The sequence below is a fragment of the Mycolicibacterium holsaticum DSM 44478 = JCM 12374 genome (assembly GCF_019645835.1).
Taxonomy (GTDB): domain Bacteria; phylum Actinomycetota; class Actinomycetes; order Mycobacteriales; family Mycobacteriaceae; genus Mycobacterium; species Mycobacterium holsaticum.
In genome coordinates this window covers 3,616,666-3,635,979 of record NZ_CP080998.1, presented here as the reverse complement: position 1 = coordinate 3,635,979, position 19,314 = coordinate 3,616,666, and the positions used below count along the sequence as shown (strand labels likewise).

The 19,314-nt window shown below is 66.9% G+C and carries 18 protein-coding genes; 12 read left to right on the top strand and 6 right to left on the bottom strand.

Annotated features, from left to right (window positions below):
• Window position 1: 1 nt before the first annotated feature.
• Window positions 2-1,051 (bottom strand): DNA polymerase IV, encoded by a 1,050-nt coding sequence (locus tag K3U96_RS17675; RefSeq protein ID WP_220690563.1) that lies wholly within the window; start codon window positions 1,049-1,051, stop codon window positions 2-4.
• On the bottom strand, window positions 1,048-1,656 hold the full coding sequence (locus K3U96_RS17670) for a TetR/AcrR family transcriptional regulator (RefSeq protein ID WP_220690562.1): 609 nt from the start codon (window positions 1,654-1,656) through the stop codon (window positions 1,048-1,050). Before K3U96_RS17670 ends, K3U96_RS17675 begins: the two co-directional genes overlap by 4 nt.
• A gap of 87 nt (window positions 1,657-1,743) precedes the next feature.
• On the opposite strand from K3U96_RS17670, the gene K3U96_RS17665 reads away from it, so the two are divergent.
• From K3U96_RS17665 to K3U96_RS17645, 5 genes are all read left to right on the top strand, one after another.
• Window positions 1,744-2,298, top strand: coding sequence for an NAD(P)H-dependent oxidoreductase (locus K3U96_RS17665; RefSeq protein ID WP_220690561.1), 555 nt, complete (start codon window positions 1,744-1,746; stop codon window positions 2,296-2,298).
• A gap of 460 nt (window positions 2,299-2,758) precedes the next feature.
• Entirely contained in the window at window positions 2,759-3,010 is a 252-nt protein-coding gene (locus K3U96_RS17660) for a redoxin NrdH (protein WP_069404383.1), read from the top strand.
• Between the two features lie 64 nt (window positions 3,011-3,074).
• Complete coding sequence (gene nrdI / locus K3U96_RS17655; protein ID WP_220690560.1) at window positions 3,075-3,518, top strand: class Ib ribonucleoside-diphosphate reductase assembly flavoprotein NrdI; 444 nt, start codon at window positions 3,075-3,077, stop codon at window positions 3,516-3,518.
• The gene (gene nrdE, locus K3U96_RS17650; protein WP_084222985.1) at window positions 3,485-5,659 is read left to right on the top strand and encodes a class 1b ribonucleoside-diphosphate reductase subunit alpha; all 2,175 of its coding nucleotides are present in this window, start codon (window positions 3,485-3,487) and stop codon (window positions 5,657-5,659) included. Before nrdI ends, nrdE begins: the two co-directional genes overlap by 34 nt.
• A gap of 96 nt (window positions 5,660-5,755) precedes the next feature.
• The gene (locus K3U96_RS17645; protein ID WP_220690559.1) at window positions 5,756-8,578 is read left to right on the top strand and encodes a TIR domain-containing protein; all 2,823 of its coding nucleotides are present in this window, start codon (window positions 5,756-5,758) and stop codon (window positions 8,576-8,578) included.
• A 1-nt stretch (window position 8,579) separates the two neighbouring features.
• Here K3U96_RS17645 and K3U96_RS17640 read toward each other — a convergent pair whose 3' ends face one another.
• Window positions 8,580-9,008, bottom strand: coding sequence for a DUF6636 domain-containing protein (locus K3U96_RS17640; protein ID WP_069407288.1), 429 nt, complete (start codon window positions 9,006-9,008; stop codon window positions 8,580-8,582).
• Between the two features lie 21 nt (window positions 9,009-9,029).
• Window positions 9,030-11,426, bottom strand: coding sequence for a hypothetical protein (locus K3U96_RS17635; RefSeq protein WP_220690558.1), 2,397 nt, complete (start codon window positions 11,424-11,426; stop codon window positions 9,030-9,032).
• Between the two features lie 179 nt (window positions 11,427-11,605).
• Here K3U96_RS17635 and K3U96_RS17630 point away from each other — a divergent pair, with 179 nt between their 5' ends.
• From K3U96_RS17630 to K3U96_RS17610, 5 genes are read left to right on the top strand one after another with little or no spacing between them, the layout of a single operon-like run.
• Window positions 11,606-12,070, top strand: a complete 465-nt coding sequence (locus K3U96_RS17630) for an MTB12 C-terminal domain-containing protein (RefSeq protein ID WP_110917431.1) — start codon at window positions 11,606-11,608, stop codon at window positions 12,068-12,070.
• A gap of 7 nt (window positions 12,071-12,077) precedes the next feature.
• On the top strand, window positions 12,078-12,770 hold the full coding sequence (locus K3U96_RS17625) for an ABC transporter ATP-binding protein (protein WP_220690557.1): 693 nt from the start codon (window positions 12,078-12,080) through the stop codon (window positions 12,768-12,770).
• A complete protein-coding gene (locus tag K3U96_RS17620; RefSeq protein WP_220690556.1) occupies window positions 12,767-13,552 on the top strand; it encodes an ABC transporter permease in 786 nt (261 codons plus the stop codon). Before K3U96_RS17625 ends, K3U96_RS17620 begins: the two co-directional genes overlap by 4 nt.
• Window positions 13,549-14,352 (top strand): class I SAM-dependent methyltransferase, encoded by an 804-nt coding sequence (locus K3U96_RS17615; RefSeq protein ID WP_220690555.1) that lies wholly within the window; start codon window positions 13,549-13,551, stop codon window positions 14,350-14,352. The genes K3U96_RS17620 and K3U96_RS17615 overlap by 4 nt, the downstream gene beginning before the upstream one ends.
• A gap of 12 nt (window positions 14,353-14,364) precedes the next feature.
• Window positions 14,365-15,036 carry a helix-turn-helix transcriptional regulator gene (locus K3U96_RS17610; RefSeq protein WP_220690554.1) on the top strand — a complete coding sequence of 224 codons (672 nt, stop codon included), beginning with the start codon at window positions 14,365-14,367 and terminating at the stop codon, window positions 15,034-15,036.
• Here K3U96_RS17610 and K3U96_RS17605 read toward each other — a convergent pair.
• A complete protein-coding gene (locus K3U96_RS17605) occupies window positions 15,011-15,448 on the bottom strand; it encodes a VOC family protein (protein ID WP_220690553.1) in 438 nt (145 codons plus the stop codon). The two genes, K3U96_RS17610 and K3U96_RS17605, sit on opposite strands and share 26 nt — an antisense overlap.
• Before the next feature lie 39 nt (window positions 15,449-15,487).
• Window positions 15,488-16,669 carry an NAD(P)/FAD-dependent oxidoreductase gene (locus K3U96_RS17600; protein WP_069407293.1) on the bottom strand — a complete coding sequence of 394 codons (1,182 nt, stop codon included), beginning with the start codon at window positions 16,667-16,669 and terminating at the stop codon, window positions 15,488-15,490.
• Between the two features lie 147 nt (window positions 16,670-16,816).
• Between K3U96_RS17600 and K3U96_RS17595 the strand changes: the two genes are divergently transcribed.
• Both K3U96_RS17595 and K3U96_RS17590 read left to right on the top strand, forming a co-directional pair.
• On the top strand, window positions 16,817-17,554 hold the full coding sequence (locus K3U96_RS17595) for a TetR/AcrR family transcriptional regulator (RefSeq protein ID WP_220690552.1): 738 nt from the start codon (window positions 16,817-16,819) through the stop codon (window positions 17,552-17,554).
• Between the two features lie 162 nt (window positions 17,555-17,716).
• Window positions 17,717-19,276: a flavin-containing monooxygenase gene (locus K3U96_RS17590; protein WP_220690551.1), complete on the top strand. Its 1,560-nt coding sequence runs from the start codon at window positions 17,717-17,719 to the stop codon at window positions 19,274-19,276.
• Window positions 19,277-19,314 lie beyond the last annotated feature (38 nt).

Sequence of the window (19,314 nt, the reverse complement as noted above, 5' to 3'; positions counted from 1 at the left end):
GTCAGTACCCACCTTCCGGCGGTGCGAGTTCCAGCCGCACGCCCAGCAGGCGCACGGGCCGGTCCAGTTCGAACTGGTCGAGCAGGTCAAGTGCGGTCGCGGTGATGGTCTGCGCATCGACGGTCGGAGCGGGCAGCTTTCGGATCTTGCTTCGGGTGTAGAAGGTTTTGGTCCGCACCGTCACCGCCACCCGGGTGACGACGCGGTCCTGCTCGACGACCTCGGTCAGCGTCTGCTGCGCCAGATCGATGACGGCGGAGTTCATTTCGGCGCGCTCGGTGAGATCGGCGGGAAAGGTGACGACGTGGCTGCGCGAGCGCGGCACCCACGGTGTCGCGCTGACGTCGGTATCGCCGCCACCCTTGGCCAGCAGCAGGATCCACAGCCCGGTGGTCGGCCCGAACGTCGAGGTCAGCCTGGTGGCGTCGGTGGCGGCCAGGTCGGCGACGGTGCTGATACCCATGGTGGCAAGCCTTTTGGTGGTCTTGGGGCCGACGCCCCACAACGCGTCGACCTCACGGTCGCCCATCACCGCCATCCAGTTCTCGTCGGTGAGCACGAAAACGCCTGCGGGCTTGCCGAAACCGGTCGCGACCTTGGCGCGCTGCTTGTTGTCGCTGATGCCGACCGAACACGACAGGCCCGTCTCGGCGGCGACGGTCTCGCGGATCCGTGCGGCCAGTTCGACGGCGTCGGCAGCGTCGTCGAGATCGGCCCCGACGTACGCCTCGTCCCAGCCCCAGACCTCCACCGGGTGGCCGAAGTCGCGCAGCAGCCCCATGACCTCCTCGGAGGCCGCGTCGTAGGCGTCGGTGTCCAGCGGCAAGAACGTCGCATCGGGACACTTGCGGGCCGCGGTGCGCAGCGGCATGCCCGCGTGCACCCCGAACTTACGCGCCGGATACGAGGCGCACGTGACGACCTTGCGGGGTTCGTGGGGAATGCCGTTGCCGCCGACGATGATCGGCAGGCCGTCGAGTTCGGGGCGACGGCGCACTTCGACGGCCGCCTGGAACTGGTCGAGATCGACGTGCAGGACCCAGCGCTTCATTGCCCGCACAGTTTGCGTGCCAGCGACTCCCACGCATCACCGAGGCTTTCCAGCGTCGCACCGCGCTCGGTGAGTTGGTGGTGCACGTAGTCGGGGTCGAGCAGGGCGAGCAGCGCGGCCGCCTGCGCATCGAGGTCTCCCGAGGTGTCCGCATTCTCTAGCAGCACGCTGACGTGGCGGTGATGCAGCGTGGCCGGCGGGCTGAACCGCGTCTGCGGATCGCGGTTGGCGTCCGACATCAAGGCGTGGTGGGTGTGGACGAACTCGAGCCGGCTGCGCCCGTAGGCCAGCAGCCGGTCCAGTGGCGGTGCGCCGGGTCCCAGCGGGGGCGGGCCGAACAGGAAGGCCGCCTGGGCGGCCTTCTCGTCCTCGTCGAGCAGCACGATCATCAGCCCAGCCCGGCTGCCGAACCGACGAAACAGCGTGCCCTTGCCGACGCCGGCGGCCGCGGCGATGTCGTCGGTGCTGATCGCGTCGGCGCCGTGTTCGGCGATCAGGCGCCGTGCGGCATCGACGATGAGCATGCGATTGCGCGCCGCGTCGCCCCGCTCGTGCGGCGCTTGGTCGGTGACCGGCAGCTCGATGAGGGGACGAGAAGCGGCCATCGCACCAGTTTAGGCCAGCCGGAATTAATCGGACTATAGTCCGGTTCTGTCGTGTGAAGATGTGGACCGACCGAAGGAGACGTGACCATGTCGGACATCACCGTGCTGGTTCTGCTGGGCAGCCTGCGTGCGGGTTCCATCAACCGCCAGTTGGCCGGGTTGGCGGCCGAAACCGCACCGGAAGGGGTGACCCTGCGGCTCTTCGACCGGCTCGGGGAGCTTCCGTTCTACAACGAGGACCTCGACAACGACGCCGAGCACGGAGGCGTGGCCGAACCGGTTGCGGCGCTGCGTCAGGCGGCTGCCGAGGCCGACGCAGCCTTGGTCGTCACACCCGAGTACAACGGCTCCATTCCGGGGGTGCTCAAGAACGCGATCGACTGGCTCTCGCGGCCGTTCGGCGCCGGTGCGCTCCAGGACAAGCCGTTGGCCGTGATCGGCGCCGCGCTGGGTCGCTACGGCGGCGTGTGGGCGCACGACGAGACACGCAAGTCCTTCGGGATCGCTGGCCCGCGTGTGGTCGAGGATCTGAAGCTGTCGGTGCAGACCACCGCCTTCGACGGCAAGCACCCGCGCGAGAACGCCGAAGTGGCCGCCAACCTGCGCGACATCGTCGGAAAGCTGGCCGCCGAGGTGGATTGACCGACCTCGACAAGGCGTCCGCCGGCCGTTCCTTCTGGACCGGCCGGCGGTTTGCTGAGCGGGGTGCGCGACGGGCCGGTGCGGCGTGTCGTGTCGGTGCCCGGTGGTAAACCGACAGGTGTGCGCGGCCGGTGGCAGGAATGTGATGTGCGACACGCCGAGGGCGGCGTGGGGCGGGGCTTACGACCTGGGAATTTCAGAAATGTCATTCAGAACATCTGGTATCCCTTCGCAATGTCGGCCACTAGGTGTAGTGTTTCGAGCACCGACAGGCCACCGCGGTACGCGTACCGCCCCGGGTCAGCCGGAGCCCCCGAATTCGGCACGGTCGGTACCCGACACTCCGAAGAGGGAGTACCGGTCAGCCAGGAATTTCGGAGGTCTGCGGGCCGCTGAAGTGTAAAACCCGACGAGTTGCCAGTCTCAGTGCAGTGACAGTTGTAGAGGAGCCGTACCGAAGATGAGCCAGCCATCGATCACCGTGTACACCAAGCCCGCTTGCGTGCAGTGCAACGCCACCTACAAGGCGCTGGACAAGCAGGGCATCGCCTACCAGACGGTTGACATCAGCCTCGACAGCGAGGCTCGTGACTACGTCATGGCCCTGGGCTACCTGCAGGCGCCCGTCGTCGTGGCAGGCAACGACCACTGGTCGGGGTTCCGGCCCGACCGCATCAAGGCGTTGGCAGGCGCGGTCGCGGTCACGGCATAGCGGCCGCATCCGCGGCACAGACATAGAGGTATCCGGATATCCAAAGGCGCAGGAAGGAGTCGAGATGAGCAACCTCGTCTACTTCTCCAGCGTGTCGGAGAACACCCACCGCTTCGTCGAGAAGCTGGGCACAGCCGCCATCCGGATCCCGCTGCACGGACGGATCGAGGTCGACGAACCTTATGTGCTGGTGCTGCCCACTTACGGCGGAGGGCGCGCCACACCGAACATCAACGACGGTGGCTATGTCCCCAAACAGGTCATCGCGTTCTTGAACAACGAACACAACCGGTCGTTGCTGCGCGGCGTCATCGCCGCGGGCAACAACAACTTCGGCGCGGAATTCGCCTACGCGGGCGATGTGGTGTCACGCAAGTGCGGCGTGCCGTATCTCTACCGCTTTGAACTCATGGGAACTCCCGACGACGTGGAAGCCGTTCGTGCGGGCTTGGAAGACTTTTGGAAGGACCAGACGTGCCCCCAACCGTCACAGATGCAGAGCCTGTAACCACCACCGGCGGCGGCCATACGCTGCCCGGGGAGACGGATTACCACGCGCTCAACGCAATGCTGAATCTTTACGACGCCGACGGAAAGATTCAGTTCGACAAGGACCGCGAAGCTGCGCATCAGTTCTTCCGCGAGCACGTCAACCAGAACACGGTGTTCTTCCACGACATCGACGAGAAGCTCGACTACCTGATCCAGCAGGACTACTACGAGCGTGAGGTGCTCGACCAGTACTCGCGCAACTTCGTCAAGACGCTGCTGGACCGTGCGTACGCCAAGAAGTTCCGGTTCCCGACGTTCGTCGGCGCGTTCAAGTACTACACCTCGTACACGCTGAAAACGTTTGACGGAAAACGTTATCTCGAGCGTTTCGAGGATCGCGTCGTGATGGTGTCGCTGACGCTGGCGTCCGGCGACACCAAGCTGGCCGAACAGCTGGTCGACGAGATCATGGACGGCCGGTTCCAGCCGGCCACCCCGACGTTCCTCAACTCGGGCAAAAAGCAACGCGGTGAGCCGGTGAGCTGCTTTCTGCTGCGCATCGAGGACAACATGGAGTCGATCGGACGCTCGATCAACTCCGCGCTGCAGCTGTCCAAGCGCGGCGGCGGGGTGGCGTTGCTGCTGACCAACATCCGCGAGCACGGCGCGCCGATCAAGAACATCGAGAACCAGTCCTCGGGTGTCATTCCGATCATGAAGCTGCTGGAGGACTCGTTCTCCTACGCCAACCAGCTGGGCGCGCGCCAAGGCGCAGGTGCGGTGTATCTGCACGCCCACCATCCCGACATCTACCGCTTCCTGGACACCAAGCGGGAGAACGCCGACGAGAAGATCCGCATCAAGACGCTGAGCCTCGGTGTGGTGATTCCCGACATCACGTTCGAGTTGGCCAAGAAGAACGAGGACATGTACCTGTTCTCGCCCTACGACGTCGAGCGGGTCTACGGTCTGCCGTTCGCCGACATTAACGTCACCGAGAAGTACTACGAGATGGTTGACGACGCGCGGATCCGCAAGACGAAGATCAAAGCGCGCGAGTTCTTCCAGACGCTGGCCGAGCTGCAGTTCGAGTCGGGCTATCCATACATCATGTTCGAGGACACGGTGAACCGCTCGAACCCGATCGACGGCAAGATCACCCATTCCAATCTGTGCTCGGAGATCCTGCAGGTCTCCACGCCCTCGCTGTTCAACGAGGATCTGAGCTACGCCCATGTGGGCAAGGACATCTCGTGCAACCTGGGTTCGCTGAACATCGCCAAGGCGATGGACTCACCGGACTTCGCGCAGACTGTCGAGGTGGCGATTCGGGCGTTGACGGCCGTCTCCGATCAGACCCACATCACGTCGGTGCCGTCGATCGAGCAGGGCAACAACGACTCCCACGCGATCGGGCTGGGACAGATGAACCTGCACGGATACCTGGCGCGCGAGCGGATCTTCTACGGCTCCGAAGAGGGCATCGATTTCACCAACATCTACTTCTACTGCGTGCTGTACCACGCGCTGCGGGCGTCGAACCGCATCGCGATCGAACGCGGCACGGCGTTCAAGGGCTTCGAGCGCTCCAAGTACGCGTCGGGGGAGTTCTTCGACAAGTACACCGAGCAGGCGTGGGAGCCCAAGACCGACAAGGTGCGTGCGCTGTTCGCCGATGCCGACATTCGCATTCCGACCCAAGAGGATTGGGTCCGGCTCAAGGAATCGGTGCAGAAGCACGGCATCTACAACCAGAACCTGCAGGCGGTTCCGCCGACGGGGTCGATCAGCTACATCAACCACTCGACGTCGTCGATCCATCCGATCGCCAGCAAGGTCGAGATCCGCAAGGAAGGCAAGATCGGGCGGGTGTACTACCCGGCGCCGTACATGACCAACGACAACCTGGAGTACTTCCAGGACGCCTACGAAATCGGCTACGAGAAGGTCATCGACACCTACGCCGCCGCGACCCAGCACGTCGACCAGGGCCTGTCGCTGACGCTGTTCTTCAAGGACACCGCCACCACACGTGATGTCAACAAGGCGCAGATCTACGCCTGGCGCAAGGGCATCAAGACGCTGTACTACATCCGGCTGCGCCAGATGGCGTTGGAGGGCACCGAGGTTGAGGGCTGCGTCAGCTGCATGCTGTGACGCGCCTCGGCGGCGAGTGTGGGCTTGTCGTACACGATTTGCGGGTTGAGCGGGCATTAAGCCAACACTGGGCGCTGACGCGTTGCATACTGCGACATGCGCTACGACGCGTTCATCTCCTACTCGCACGCGGCCGACGGTCGGCTGGCGCCGGAGTTACAGCGGGCGCTTCAGCGCCTGGCCAAACCGTGGTACCGGCGCCGGTCGCTGGAGGTCTTCCGCGACGAGACCGGGCTGGCCGTGGACCCGCACCTGTGGAATGCGATCGTTCGGGCGCTGGATGAGGCCGAGTGGTTTCTACTGCTCACGTCGCCGCAGGCCGCCGCATCGGTGTGGGTGAACCGAGAGATCGAGCACTGGAAGGCGCATCGATCCGTGGACCGGATCCTGCCTGTCGTCACCGACGGCCACTGGGAGTGGGATCCGGAGAAGGGCGACTTCACCGAAGACTCCGACGCGGTGCCGCCCGCGTTGCGGGGGGTGTTCACCGACGAGCCCCGCCACCTGGATCTGCGCTGGGCACACGAAGAGGACCAACTCGACCTGCGCAACAGCCGATTTCGCAATGCGGTCGCGGAGGTGGCCGCACCACTGCACGGCCGCACCAAAGACGAGATCGAGGGTGAGGACGTCCGGCAGCACCGTCGCACCAAGCGCATCGCCTGGTCGGCCGTCTCGGCGTTGGCCGTGTTGACCGTCGCCGCGGTCGCAGGCGCCGGAATCGCGGTCTACAACGCGAATCAGGCCGAGCAACGCCGGGTCCAGGCCGAAGCGCAGCGGCTGGCGGCGCAGAGCAGGACCGAACTCGAGCGACCCGACCTCGCCTTCCTGCTCGCCGCGCACGGCTACCGGCTGCACCAAAGCGTGCAGACCGAGGGGGCCCTGCTCACCGCCGTCGCCAACCTGCCGGAGTTCAAACAACGCATCCCCGTTGATGCACCGGTGACCGCAGTCGCCATGTCCGATGCCGCCGACCGAGTGTGGATCGGCACGGCAGGTGGCACAGTCCTAGCCCAGAGTTTCACCAGCGGAGCCGAAATCGGCCGGGCCGACGGCCAATTCGCCCGCGAGGTGGTCGCGATGGCCCCCGCCGCGGCGGGCGCCGACGCTGTGGTGGTCACCGACGGCAGCGTCGTCACCACGCTCGACAGTGCACTGCGGCCCGCCGTGGTGCGAACACCGGGCAACGCGGTCACCGCGCTGGCCGTGCAACCGTCGACGGGCCGGATCGCGGCCGGCACGGTCGCCGGTGCCGTTCTGGTATGGGATGCCGACAGTTCCGCGCCGATAACGACGTTCCCCGTCGTGCAGAACGCTCCCGGGAAGTTGTCATCGATCACCGCGCTCGCGTGGACGCCCGACGGTGGGCTCGTCGTCGCGGGGCGCGACGGTGCGATTCGACGGTTCGACATCGCCAGACCCGACCGACCCGTATGGGAGCAGTCGGAGGTCGCCAACTCCACCAACGGGGAACCGGTGAGTTGGGTGTCCGCACTTACCGTCGTCGACGACGGCACCGTCGTCACCGGCGGCAGTGACGGAACGGTGGGGTTCTGGAACGGCGCGGACGGAAGACCGACCGCCGCCGGGCTCAACGGACTTCACGCCGACGCGGTGACCGGGCTCGCCTCGACCGGCGACGGCCCTGAAGCCGGGTCGGTGGCATCGGTGTCCGAGGACGGGTTCGTCATCTACTGGAACCACCTCACCGGCTCGCCACCGCTGCCGCCGGTCAAGGTCGACGAGCAGGCCGCCACCGCCGTGGCATGGGATCCCGCCGATCCCGCCCAAGGCGTCACCGGCGGAACCGCAGGCGGAGCTTTACTTCTGGACTACGGCGAAGACCGGCGCCGCCCCCTGGCCCGACCCGTCGACGGCTGGACCGATGCGGTGGCAGTTGCCATCTCGCCCGCAGCCGACCGATTGGTCGTGGTGCGCGCGACCGTCGAACCCGCGGGATCCGGAAGCGCACAACCGCATCTGGCCACCGAGTTGACGCTGACCGATGTGGCCGATCCCGATCCCGACGGCCCGTCGGTGAGGATCGACGGCATGGTGGACCAGGTGATCTTCTCTCCCGACGGCGCCCGGGTCCTTGCCGGCACCACCGAAGGCGAAGTCGCGGTGTGGGACGCCGTCGCAAAAATGGCCACCGCCACCCGGGTTGCGCCCGGGGAGCCGGCGAGTCAGCTGGCGGTCTCACCCGACGGGGTCACGGTGGCCACGAGGTGGATGAACACGGACTCCCAGTCGTTCGAGGCTGCGCCTGTACGGCTGTGGCGGTTGGCCGGCAACGAACTCGTCGAGCAGGGCCAAATCGAGGGTCCGCCATTGGCATTCGGCTTGGCGTTCACCCCGGACGGGTCGCGTCTGGTCATCGGCGGATCCGGCGAACTGGTCATCCATCGGCTAACTGATGGTGCGAACACCACCGTGAAACTGGAGAACGATGAGGTGCGGTCATTGGCGGTCGCGCCCGACGGCAACACCATCGCGGTCAGCCTGTGGAGCGGGCCGGTTCGGTTGCTCGACACCGAGACCGGCAAGCCGACCGGAGATGATCTGCGGGTGGCCAAACGGGTGACCGACGTCGTGTTCAGTGGGAACGACGAACTGGCCACCGTGTCGGAGGACGGCGGCATCATCTTCTGGGATCTGACCAGTCGGACCAGGCTGTCCGACCGACCACTCACGGCGGTGGACCGCGGCGCCGGATCGGGCTTCGCGCTGGCACCAAGCCTGGCGCTCGCGCGCGATGTCGCCGTGACCGCCTCGGTGGCGGACCGCCGCCTGGTCCGCTGGTCGCTGAACCCGACGGATTGGATCGCCGAGGGCTGTGCGGTCCATCGGCGCGATCTGACCGACGCCGAAAAGGACCGCTACGACCTCGATGGCGCCAACCCGATCTGCGCGAAGTGAATCAGAAGAACCGGTAGCCCTCACGGCTGATCGAAAAGCCTTGGCCGGTCTCGACGTCGCGGCAGGTCATGCCCGACATCGCACTGTCGCAGCGCAACACACCGGCACTGGTGGACTGGCCGTACCCCAACGGCCCACCGCCGGCGAGCGCGGTGTCACCGGCGCAGACGAAAAGGGGTGAAGCACCGGCGTCGAGTGTCAGCCCCTGCCCGTAGTCGAGGGGGCAGTCCGGGGGTGGCGGCGGTGGCGCCCAGTCGCGTTCCCGGATATCGCACCGGACCTGCGTCGAGTCCATGATGCAACCGATGTTGCCCGACGGCGACGTGAAGCCGATCAGGTCGTCGGCGTGCGCGGCAGGCGCCGGCACGGCCAGCAGTGCGCAGGCGGCAACGACTCCTATGGTTGCGTACGTACGGCGGTGCGATGTCATGTGCGGTCCTTCGGTCGGTCTTCAGATCGAGAATTCCACGCCGACTTGTGATTCGGTGAGGGGTCCGTCATATCGCCTGGTGAACTGCTCGCCGGGCACCACCCACTGTTCGCCCCGCTCGCCCCGCACCACCCAGTCACCGTCCGCGGCGCGGGCAGACCCCTCGAGAGTGTCGACCGTTTCGCCGGCCTCGGCAGGCCTCGCCCGTACCATGCCGCGGCGCTGCCAACGGTTGCCCTCGATGTGCTGATAGGTGTCGCGGAAGATGTCGTCACGCACCGACCACCAATCGCCACCGTCGACGTCGCACACGGCCCAATCGCCCGCCTCGGCCCGCATGGTTTCGCCGGAACCCGTCGTCCAGGTCCACGCGGTATCGCGCTGTTCGGCCACGACGTGACCCGTGCGGCGAAAACGCCGCCACACATGTTGGTTTCGGGCCGGACGGGACCGATAACCCAGCTCCCGAAGCCTCGACAGGGTGGCCGCGAGGCTGCCGAGCGCCGCCTTCATCAGGTCCGGGTCCGCTTCGATGCTCGCCCAATCCACCAGTTTGTCGTGGATTTTGTGGGCATCGTCACGCTGCGGGCCGTAGCGCCAGCCCGCGGCACGGTAGAAGCGGCACCAGTCCTCGTGTTCGGCGCGAGCCATCGCGATCGCCTTGTCGCGCTCAAACTCCAACAGCCGCAGCTGCTCAAGTGGTGGTAACCCGCGAAGGTTGGGCGTTTCCATGTCATCGGCCGTGGCGTTCCCTGCGTTCCACGTGTGACCGCCGATCTTCTCGACCATCCACAGGGCATTGCGGACCTGACGGCGATTGGATCCGCGATAGAACTCGTCGAGCTCGGCCCACGGACGGCTGGCGGCGTTGTGATGGCCGGCCTCGGCGGCGTAGCGGTCGTGGATCAGCCGAGCGGCGCGTTCCCAGGCGTCTTGTGCCTGACCTTCCGGCAGATCCATGCTCAGGCGGTAGGTCCGTAACTTGCCGACCAACGAAAGCCGGTCTTCGGTGACCCGGGCGGTCGCGTCCCACGCATAGATCGGTGTGGTGGGAAACCGGGCGGCCAACCGGGTGCCGGTCGTCGAGTCGACCGACGAGGCGGTGGAGCTGTCCCGGTCCACGAAAACCACTGCGGTGCCGTCCACGTCGTCGTCGGCGAGCAACGACGCCAGCAGCGGCACCGATGCGGTCTCGGCCACCGCCTCGACCCGCATACTGCGTGCCGACAAGCCCAACCGTCGCCGCGACAGCGCGAAATCCTGCTGGTATTCCTCGGCGTTGTCAGCGATGAGGACCAGGCGGGGCAACGGCTTGTCGTCCTGGGCGGCGTAATAGTCTCGCTCCAACTGGCGCTGCGCCATGTTCGAGCACAACGCCAGCGTGAGCGGAGAGGTACCGTTGATCAAGATCCGCCCCGCGCCGTCGGTCGAGATGATCCGGTCCAGCAGCCGACGAGCGGTTACCTCGTACTTGCCGACGGCATCGGCGGCCCACCGGGTGTCAGAGCCACCGAAATGCATTGCCCGCCAGGACTCGGCCTGCCACGGGTCATCGATGCGAACGATCAACGGCAGACGCTGTTTTCGGCTGACCTCAGCCAGCCGATCCGCGATGGTCTTCAGCCGCAACAGATTACTCGACGGGTCTGCCGAGAGCAGGTACAGCCGGTCGAGCTTGCGCCACACGGGCAACGCCCGCAGGGTGTTCGGCCGGTCGAAGTCCACCGCAATGACCCGTGCGCCGTGGTTGCGCGCCTCGGGCACACAGGGATGGTCGAGGCTGCTGGTGATCAGCACCAGCGTGCTGCGCCTGTCCACCGTCCGGGCGATCGCGCTGACCATGCTCAGCGTGTCATCGTCGACGTCCACCACCGCGGTGACCGACCGGGCGAAATACCCGCGCAGCCGGTCGGATCGCGACCTGAACAGCGCTGCCGCCACGCCGACGACACTCAGGAAGATGGCTGCCAGCGCCGAGAGCCGCGCGATCTCCAGCGCCACCGGGGTAGGCGACGGGCATGTCTGGCCACCCAGCGATTGATCGCCCGTGCCGCCCTTGACCACCGATGCGGTGAACATCAGGGGCCGAAAGAAGCGCGGATGCTCGTCGTCGTGGCAGTCCCAGTAGGACGCCAGCCCGAGCACGGCGCTGATCAGCGCCAGTCCGGCCACGATCCCCACGGGAGCCCCCGGGCGCCGCACCCCCTGCGAACGGACGAGGAGCGCACCGAGCAACACCAGAACCGCCACCACGATCGCGATCGTCCGGGCAGACCCGGGGCTCCCGAACCACTGCACCGGCACCGGTGCGCGGTCTCTGAGCTGCGGGACCAACGCCAAAGCCCCGAGGTAGCCGAGCATGAGCAGCGCGATCACCGACGCGGTACGAACAGCGGCGACACCGACCGTGCTGCGCAATGCGACCTCCCCCCGTCCGGTTCTTCCGGTAAGTGTCGCGTCAGCGCGCCGCGAACGCCTGAAGAATCCGCCGAACTGCCCGCAGCCTCCTCAAGAGGTAAGCCTTGCCTAATCGAACCGCGCGCCTTACATTAGCCGCAAAGATTTCCTCTAAATAGAAAGCCGGTCGATTGAACGTTCTGCGCATCGCAGCGGCGACGGCGATCGCCGCCGTGACGGTCCTGGCAGCGGTGGCGCCCGTCGCGCACGCTCAACCTGGGTTCGACCAGGATTTTGCGATCAGTTCCGAGGTGCCGTCGCTGTCCGAACTCGACGCGCAGATCCGGCTGCTGGTGGCCACCCCGGCGCCGGACTGGGTGAAGGCCGCCCAACTCGAGGGCGGTGACCGCGCCGTGGTGGTGCCCAAGATGGTCTACCGCATCGGCTTCTTTCGCCCGCCGCGCGGATCGAGCGTGGTGACCGGCCCGGAGACACACGAGGCCGACCGTCACACCGCCGTCATCAACGCCAACCGGCAGGGCGCCCCGACGGTCCAGGTGACCGCCGAATGGCGGCGCATCGACGGCCGGTGGAAGCTGGCGAGCAAGTCCCTGTGCAACGGCATCAAGACGTTGGGCCTTCCGATTCCGTGCAACTTTCAGTGATCCACCGATGATCCAAACTCGGGGTTTGACAAGGGCTTTCGGTGACCGCCGCGCCATCGACGATGTCACAGTGGACTTCCCCGAAGGTAGCGTGACCGCGCTGCTCGGCCTCAACGGTGCGGGCAAGACCACGCTGCTGCGCCTCATCGCCGGGCTGGACCGGCCCGACGATGGCACCGTCACGGTGTGCGGTCAACCCCAGCGCGATGACCCGCGGCTGCTCGGTGTCCACCTCGGCCCCGAGGCCATGGACCCACGCCACTCCGTCCTGCGGCATCTGTCCTGGCTGGCTGCGTTGTTCGGGGGCGAGCACGCGCACGTCGAGGAGGTGCTGGTCGACGTGGGCCTGAAGGATCACCGCCGCGAGCGCATCGGCAGCCTGTCGCTGGGGGCGCGCCAACGGCTGGCGATCGGCTCCGCGCTGATCGGCCAACCGCGGGCGTTGTTGTTCGACGAACCCCTCAACGGCCTCGACGTGCCCGGCATCGTCTGGTTCCGCACGCTGCTGCGCCGACTCGCCGACGCGGGCTGCACCGTGGTGGTCGCCACGCACCTGCTCGGTGAGGTGGCGCTGACCGCCGACCGGATCGTGTTGCTCGTCGACGGCCGCCTGCGGGCGGTGGGGGAGCTGCACCAGCTGGCTCCCACCGGCGCCGACACCCGGGAATGGCTGGAGACGACCCTGCTGGAGTGCGCATGAGCACCGCGCCCACGTACGTCGGGCGCAGCCTGCGGGCGGAGTACATCCGCACTGGGGGCCGCAGCCGGCTGTGGACCGTCGTGATGCCGGCGGCCGCGGCGATACCGATGGTGATCACCTTCGGCATCGCGGCCGTCGCCGAGTCCTTCGCCCGCATCCCCGGGCAGATCTCGGTGCTGGGCGTGTCAACGTCCAACGCCGCCTACTGGGTGATCATCATCACCGTCGTCTTCGGCGCCGTCGCCGGTGCCGACGGTCAGGCCAGCGAAACCCGTTATCGTGCAGGACAATACGTTCGGCTCGCGATACGCCGAGCCTGGCCGGTGCTGGCCGGCCGCTGGCTGTTCTACGGTGCGGTGGCCGCGGCGGTCGCAGCGGCCACCCTCGTCGTGGTGCTGCTTTTGCTTCCGGTCATCTCACCGCTAGTGTACGGCACGGTGTCGCTGACGGATCCGGTCGGCCTGCGACTGCTGTGGACCGTGCCGCTGCTCGCCTTCTTCGCGGCCGGCGCCGGGGTCGGCGTCGGTGCGCTCATCCGCTCACCGATCGGCGCGGTGGGCGCCATCCTGCTGTGGGCCTACGCCGTCGAATCCGCGGCCGGATACCTGCCCAGTGGGGCGTCGCTGCAACGCTTCATGCCGCTGCTCAACGCGGTGTACGCGACGGGACAAGACAGCGTCCTCATCCCACCATGGAGTCAAAATATCGCGCTGCTCTACGCATGCGCTCTGTTCACGACGATCTTCACGATCGCCGCCGTCGAAAGGACAATACGGAAATGACCACACGACAGAGCCTTCCGCTCGCCGAGCGCTCAGACGCCGACCTGCCGGGCCACTGGCTGCTGGCTCGTCTGGGCAAGCGGGTGTTGCGTCCCGGCGGCCTGCAGTTGACCACCCGGCTGCTGGCCGCAGCGCGCGTCGGCGGCGCCGACGTCGTCGAGCTCGGTCCGGGGCTGGGCCGCACCGCGCGCGACATCGTCGCCCTCGCGCCGCGCTCGTACGTCGGCGTCGACGACACCGCCCCGGCGACCGAGGCCGTGCGGGCTATCGTTGAACCGGTCGCCGGAACCGTCGTGGTCGCCGACGCGTCCGAGACCGGGTTGCCAACCGACAGCGCCGATGTCGTGATCGGGGAGGCGATGCTGACCATGCAGAGCGACAAGGCCAAGCGGGCGATCGCCGCCGAGGCCTTCCGCGTCCTGCGCCCGGGCGGCCGGTACGCGATCCACGAACTGGGGCTCAAACCCGACACGATCCCGCAGGAGACCAAGGACGACATCCGCAAGGACCTGGCGCGCTCGATCAAGGTCAACGCCCGCCCGCTCACCGCGGCCGAGTGGGCGCAACTGCTCACCGAGGTCGGCTTCACCGACGTCACCATCGACTACGCCCCGATGGCGCTGCTGAACCCGGCGCGGGTGCTGGCCGACGAAGGACTGGGCGGAGCGCTGCGGATCGTCGGCAACCTGATCCGTCGCCCTGCCGCCCGGCGCCGCGTCGTCGGCATGCGTCGTACCTTCCACCGTTACCGGCGTTCGCTGACCGCCGTCGCGGCCGTCGGTGTCGTGCCCTCGCAGTGACACACTGAAGGGATGTCAGTGCAGCACCACCGAGTCGGTGCGCCGTCGCAGCGGCCGGCCGGTCAGCAGCGTCAGCGGGTTCTGGGCCTGCTGCGGACTGCGGACGGGCCCGTCGATGCCCGCCACGTCGCCGACGAACTGTGCATTCACGTCACCACGGCGCGGTTTCACCTGACCGCGCTGGAAGCCCAGGGGGTGATCCGGCGCGGCGGCGGGATCAAAGCCGGCCGCGCCGGACGGCCCCGGCTCACCTACGAGTTGGCGCCCAAGCTCGACTACGCCGACATCGTCTCGCTGTTCGCCGCCCACCTCGGCGGCACGGCCGAGGAACGCGAACGACGGGCGCTACGGATCGGTGCGGACCTGGCGCACCGGGTGCAGGTGGCGCGCAGGCGTGAGGAGACGACGGTGGCCGACCTGGTGGTTGCGACGCTGGGGGAGTTGGGGTTTCAGGTACGTTCGGTGCTCAACTCGTTCGGCGAGGTGACGGTGCAGATCTGTACCTGCCCGCTGGCCCAGGTCGCCGCGACCGCACCAGAGGTGGTACGCGGCATTCAACAGGGCCTGATCCAGGAGGTCATCGAGCGCAACGCCGAGGTGATCGGTAAGCGTTACCACGCGTCGGTCACCCCGGATCCTCACGCGGGTTCCTGCGAGATCAGCCTGGTGCTTCGGCCGGGGTGATCGTCAACGTGCCGTCGTCGTTGATCGTCCAGTGCGGGTTGACGGCGACCTCCCAGACATGGCCGTCGAGGTCGGCGAAATAGCCGGAATACCCGCCCCAGAACACCTTTTCGGCGGGTTTGAGGATGGCGGCGCCCGCGGCCTGCGCCTGGGCGAGCACCGCGTCGACGTCGGCCTCGGTGCGCTGGTTGATCGCGATCGTGATGCCGCTGAACCGGCCGTCGATGCGATGACGGGCGTCTTCGGCAAGGTCGTCGCGGCCGAACAGGGCAAGCGCGACACCGGGCAACTGGTAGAAGACCACACCCTCGGCTGACTGGGTGGGCGTCCAGCCCAGGCCCCGTTCATAGAAGGCGCGGGCCCGCGCCACGTCGTCGACGCCGAGCGTGATCAAGCTGATTCGTTGTTCCACGCCGAGCACGTTACGCGCGCCCGGTGACACGTCGAGGCGCTACTTGACCGTGTGTTGTGGGCCTTGGGCCTTCTTGTAGAGCGCCTTGAGCATCCGGTCGCGGAACTGGGCGTTGTCGATGAGCTTGACGCCGGCGTTGGCGACCTTGGGATACCCGAGCATCTTGTGGAAGTAGCGCCCGCGGCGGTACTCCCTGCCCCACGCCGCCTCCATCCGCTGCGCGTAGTTGGTGAAGTCGTCGGGCCCGCCGTTGGTCAACGCCGCCATTGCGCATTCGCCTGCAGCCAAACCGGATTCGAGCGCCTTGGAGATACCCGCCCCCGACGCGGGCTTGCCCGCGCCCAGCGAATCGCCTGCGAACAGCACACCCGGGCGCCACGGCGGCCAGGCAGTGAAGCCCATCGGCAGCCGCCACGCGCGCACGCTTTTGTTCTTCTTCAGCTCCTCGATCGGCGGCAGCTCCCACTCCGGCGGCAGCGTGCGCAGGAACTCGCCGAGGAACTGGGTGGCGTTGATGGACTGCCAGTTCTTGTAGCTGTTGACATAACCCAGCCCGATGTTGAACCGGCCGCTGCCCATCGGGAACACCCAGCCGTAACCGGGCAGCTGGTCGCCGTTGAACACGAGCTTGAGGTAGATGTCCAGGCTGTCGGAGTCGGGCCGGTTGGCATACATCTCCGAGCGGATCGCGATCGCCGAGTAGCCGTTGTACTCCGAATCGATCTTCAGCGCCCGCTTGATGGGGGAGTAGGCGCCGTCGGCCGCGATCACCGCGTCGCCATACACCTTCTCGCCGCTCTTGAGCGTCACGCCGACCACGCGGCCGTTCTCCACGATCGGCGCGGACACCTCCGCGGACTGGCGCACCTCGGCGCCCGCGGACTCGGCGTGCTTGAGCAGCAGCGTGTCGAGTTGGGTGCGGCTGACGGTGTGGCCGTGATCGGGCATGCCGGGACGACGGGGGAAGGACAACTCCCACTGGCTGGGGCTGAACACCGTGACGCGGTCGACCCGGTGGAACTTGGCGACCTCGTCGGCCAACCCCATCTTCTGCAGGTAGCTGACCGCGCGCGCGGTCAGGCCGTCACCACACGGCTTGTCGCGCGGGAACTCGGCTTTGTCCAGGACCACTACCTTCGCGCCGGTCTGCGCGGCCTGCCACGCCGCGGCTGAGCCCGAGGGCCCACCACCGGCAATGACCAGGTCGTATCGCTGCGTCATAATCTCGTCTCGTCGATCGGGTGTCGACGCGATATTACCCGCGCCGGCGCGGTCCTTCTCGTCGGAGGAATATCGCGCGACGACGCCGGGCCACGCCGTCTGCGGCGGGGTCTGAGCAGGTCAGCGGGTGCGCGGTACAGTGATCGGGTGCGACGAGGGGCAAGGCCGCGCCCGGCGGGCGAAGCGGGTGTGAAGGTGGACGCCCGCAGCGAACGCTGGCGCGAACACCGCAAGAAGGTGCGGGCCGAGATCGTCGATGCCGCGTTCCGGGCGATCGACCGCCTCGGGCCCAACGTGAGCGTGCGGGAGATCGCCGAGGAAGCAGGCACGGCCAAGCCCAAGATCTACCGCCACTTCGTCGACAAGTCCGACATGTTCGCCCAGATCGGTGAACGGATGCGGGACATGCTGTGGGCGGCAATCATTCCGTCAATCAACGTGGAGACCGACTCCGCGCGCGAGATCGTCGGACGCGGCGTGCAGCATTACGTCGATCTGGTCGACCAGCACCCCAACGTCGTGCGGTTCCTGTTGCAGGGCCGGTTCGCCGATCAGTCCGCAGCCGCGATGACCACGGTCAACAAAGGTCGCGACATCACGCTGGCCGTCGCCGACATCATCAGCAGCGAACTCGAGGACATGGCCCTGGACCCGGCTGCATTCGAGTTGGCGGCGTTCGCGATCTTCGGGACGGCGGCTTCGGCGACCGACTGGTGGTTGGGCGCCGACGACGACAGCCCGCGCCGCATGCCCGCCGAGGCATTCATCGCGCACATGACCACGATCATGATGGGCGCCATCAACGGCACCGCTGAGCTGCTCGGCGTCAAGATCGACGTCAACGAGCCGCTGCATACCGCGGTGCGCCAGCAGCCCGTCGCCTGACGCTGATTGCTCACCGCCGAGTGTGGGGTTTTGACACGCTTCGAGGCGCCGGACTGTGTCATAAGGCCACACTCGAGAGCTGACGCACGTTGACACCCGCGGCCGTGGCCCGGAGACTGGAGTAAGTACCCGGTACCGGCGTTCCCAGGAAAGAGGCCCATGATGACGGTGGCCGAGCAGGCGGCCCATACGACGGCCGCCAAACCTGTGCACACCCGCACATTGATCATCGGTACCGGATTTTCCGGTCTCGGGATGGGCATCGCGCTGCAGAAGCGCGGTGTCGAGTTCCTGATCCTGGAGAAGGCCGACGAGATCGGCGGCACCTGGCGCGACAACACCTACCCGGGGTGTGCATGCGACATCCCGTCGCACATGTACTCGTTCTCCTTTGAGCCCAAGCCGGACTGGAAGCACATGTGGTCCTTCCAGCCGGAGATCTTCGACTACCTCAAGGGGGTGGCCGACAAGTACGGACTGCGCCGGTATGTCCGGTTCAACTCCCACGTCGACCGCGCGCACTGGGACGAAGACGAGATGCGCTGGCATGTGTTCACCAAGGACGGCCGCGAGTTCGTCGCGCAGTTCGTGGTATCCGGCGCCGGCGGGCTGCACATACCGCTGATCCCCGACTTCGAGGGGCTCGACGAATACCAGGGCGCCGCTTTCCATTCCGCGCAGTGGGACCACAGTGTGGACCTCACCGGCAAACGGGTTGCGGTGATCGGAACCGGTGCCAGCGCGATCCAGATCGTGCCGGAGATCGTCAAAGATGTTGGTGCGCTGCAGCTTTACCAGCGCACCCCGGCATGGGTGATGCCGCGCCCGAACAACCCCATCCCGGAGTGGATGCAGCGGACGTTCACCTATGTGCCCGGTACCCGCCAACTGCTGCGTGCGGCCATCTACTGGGGTCACGAAGCCGTCGGCTTCGCGATGACGCGCCAGCCCCGACTGCTGAAAATCGGTGAGCTGCTGGGCAAGTGGAACATCAACCGATCGATCAAAGACCCCGAGTTGCGCCGCAAGCTGACCCCGGACTACCGGGCCGGGTGCAAGCGGATCCTCAACTCTGACACCTATTACCGCGGTATCGCCAACCCCAAGACCGAGGTGATCACCGACGGCATTGCGCGGTTCACCCCGCGGGGCATCGTCACCGCCGACGGTACCGAGCGCGACGTCGACGTCGTCGTATTCGGCACCGGCTTTCACGTGACCGACTCCTACACCTACGTGCACATCAAGGGTCCTCGCGGCGAAGACCTGGTGGACCGGTGGAGCCGGGAGGGCATCGCGGCGCTGCGCGGCATCACGGTCGCCGATATGCCCAACCTGTTCTTCCTGCTCGGGCCGAACACCGCGCTCGGGCACAACTCGGTCGTATTCATGATCGAGTCGCAGATCCGGTACGCCGCCGAGGCCATCGCCGCGGTCGACCGGGCCGGTGTGCAGGCGTTGGCGCCGACGCGCGAGGCCCAGGACCGCTACAACGACGAGTTGCAGGACAAGCTGGCGGGCACCGTGTGGAGCACCGGTGGCTGCCGGAGCTGGTATCTGGACGAGCACGGCGTCAACCGGACATTGTGGAGTGGGATGACGTGGCAGTACTGGCTGGCCACCCGCCGGTTCGACCCGTCGGAGTACCGGTTTTTGGACCGCCCGCGCGACACGCCAACACAAGATGTCGCGGTTCCAAACGTTGTCGCACCCCAGGGGTAGTGTCCGGGTATAGGTTTCCAACGTTCCAAGGTGGGTGC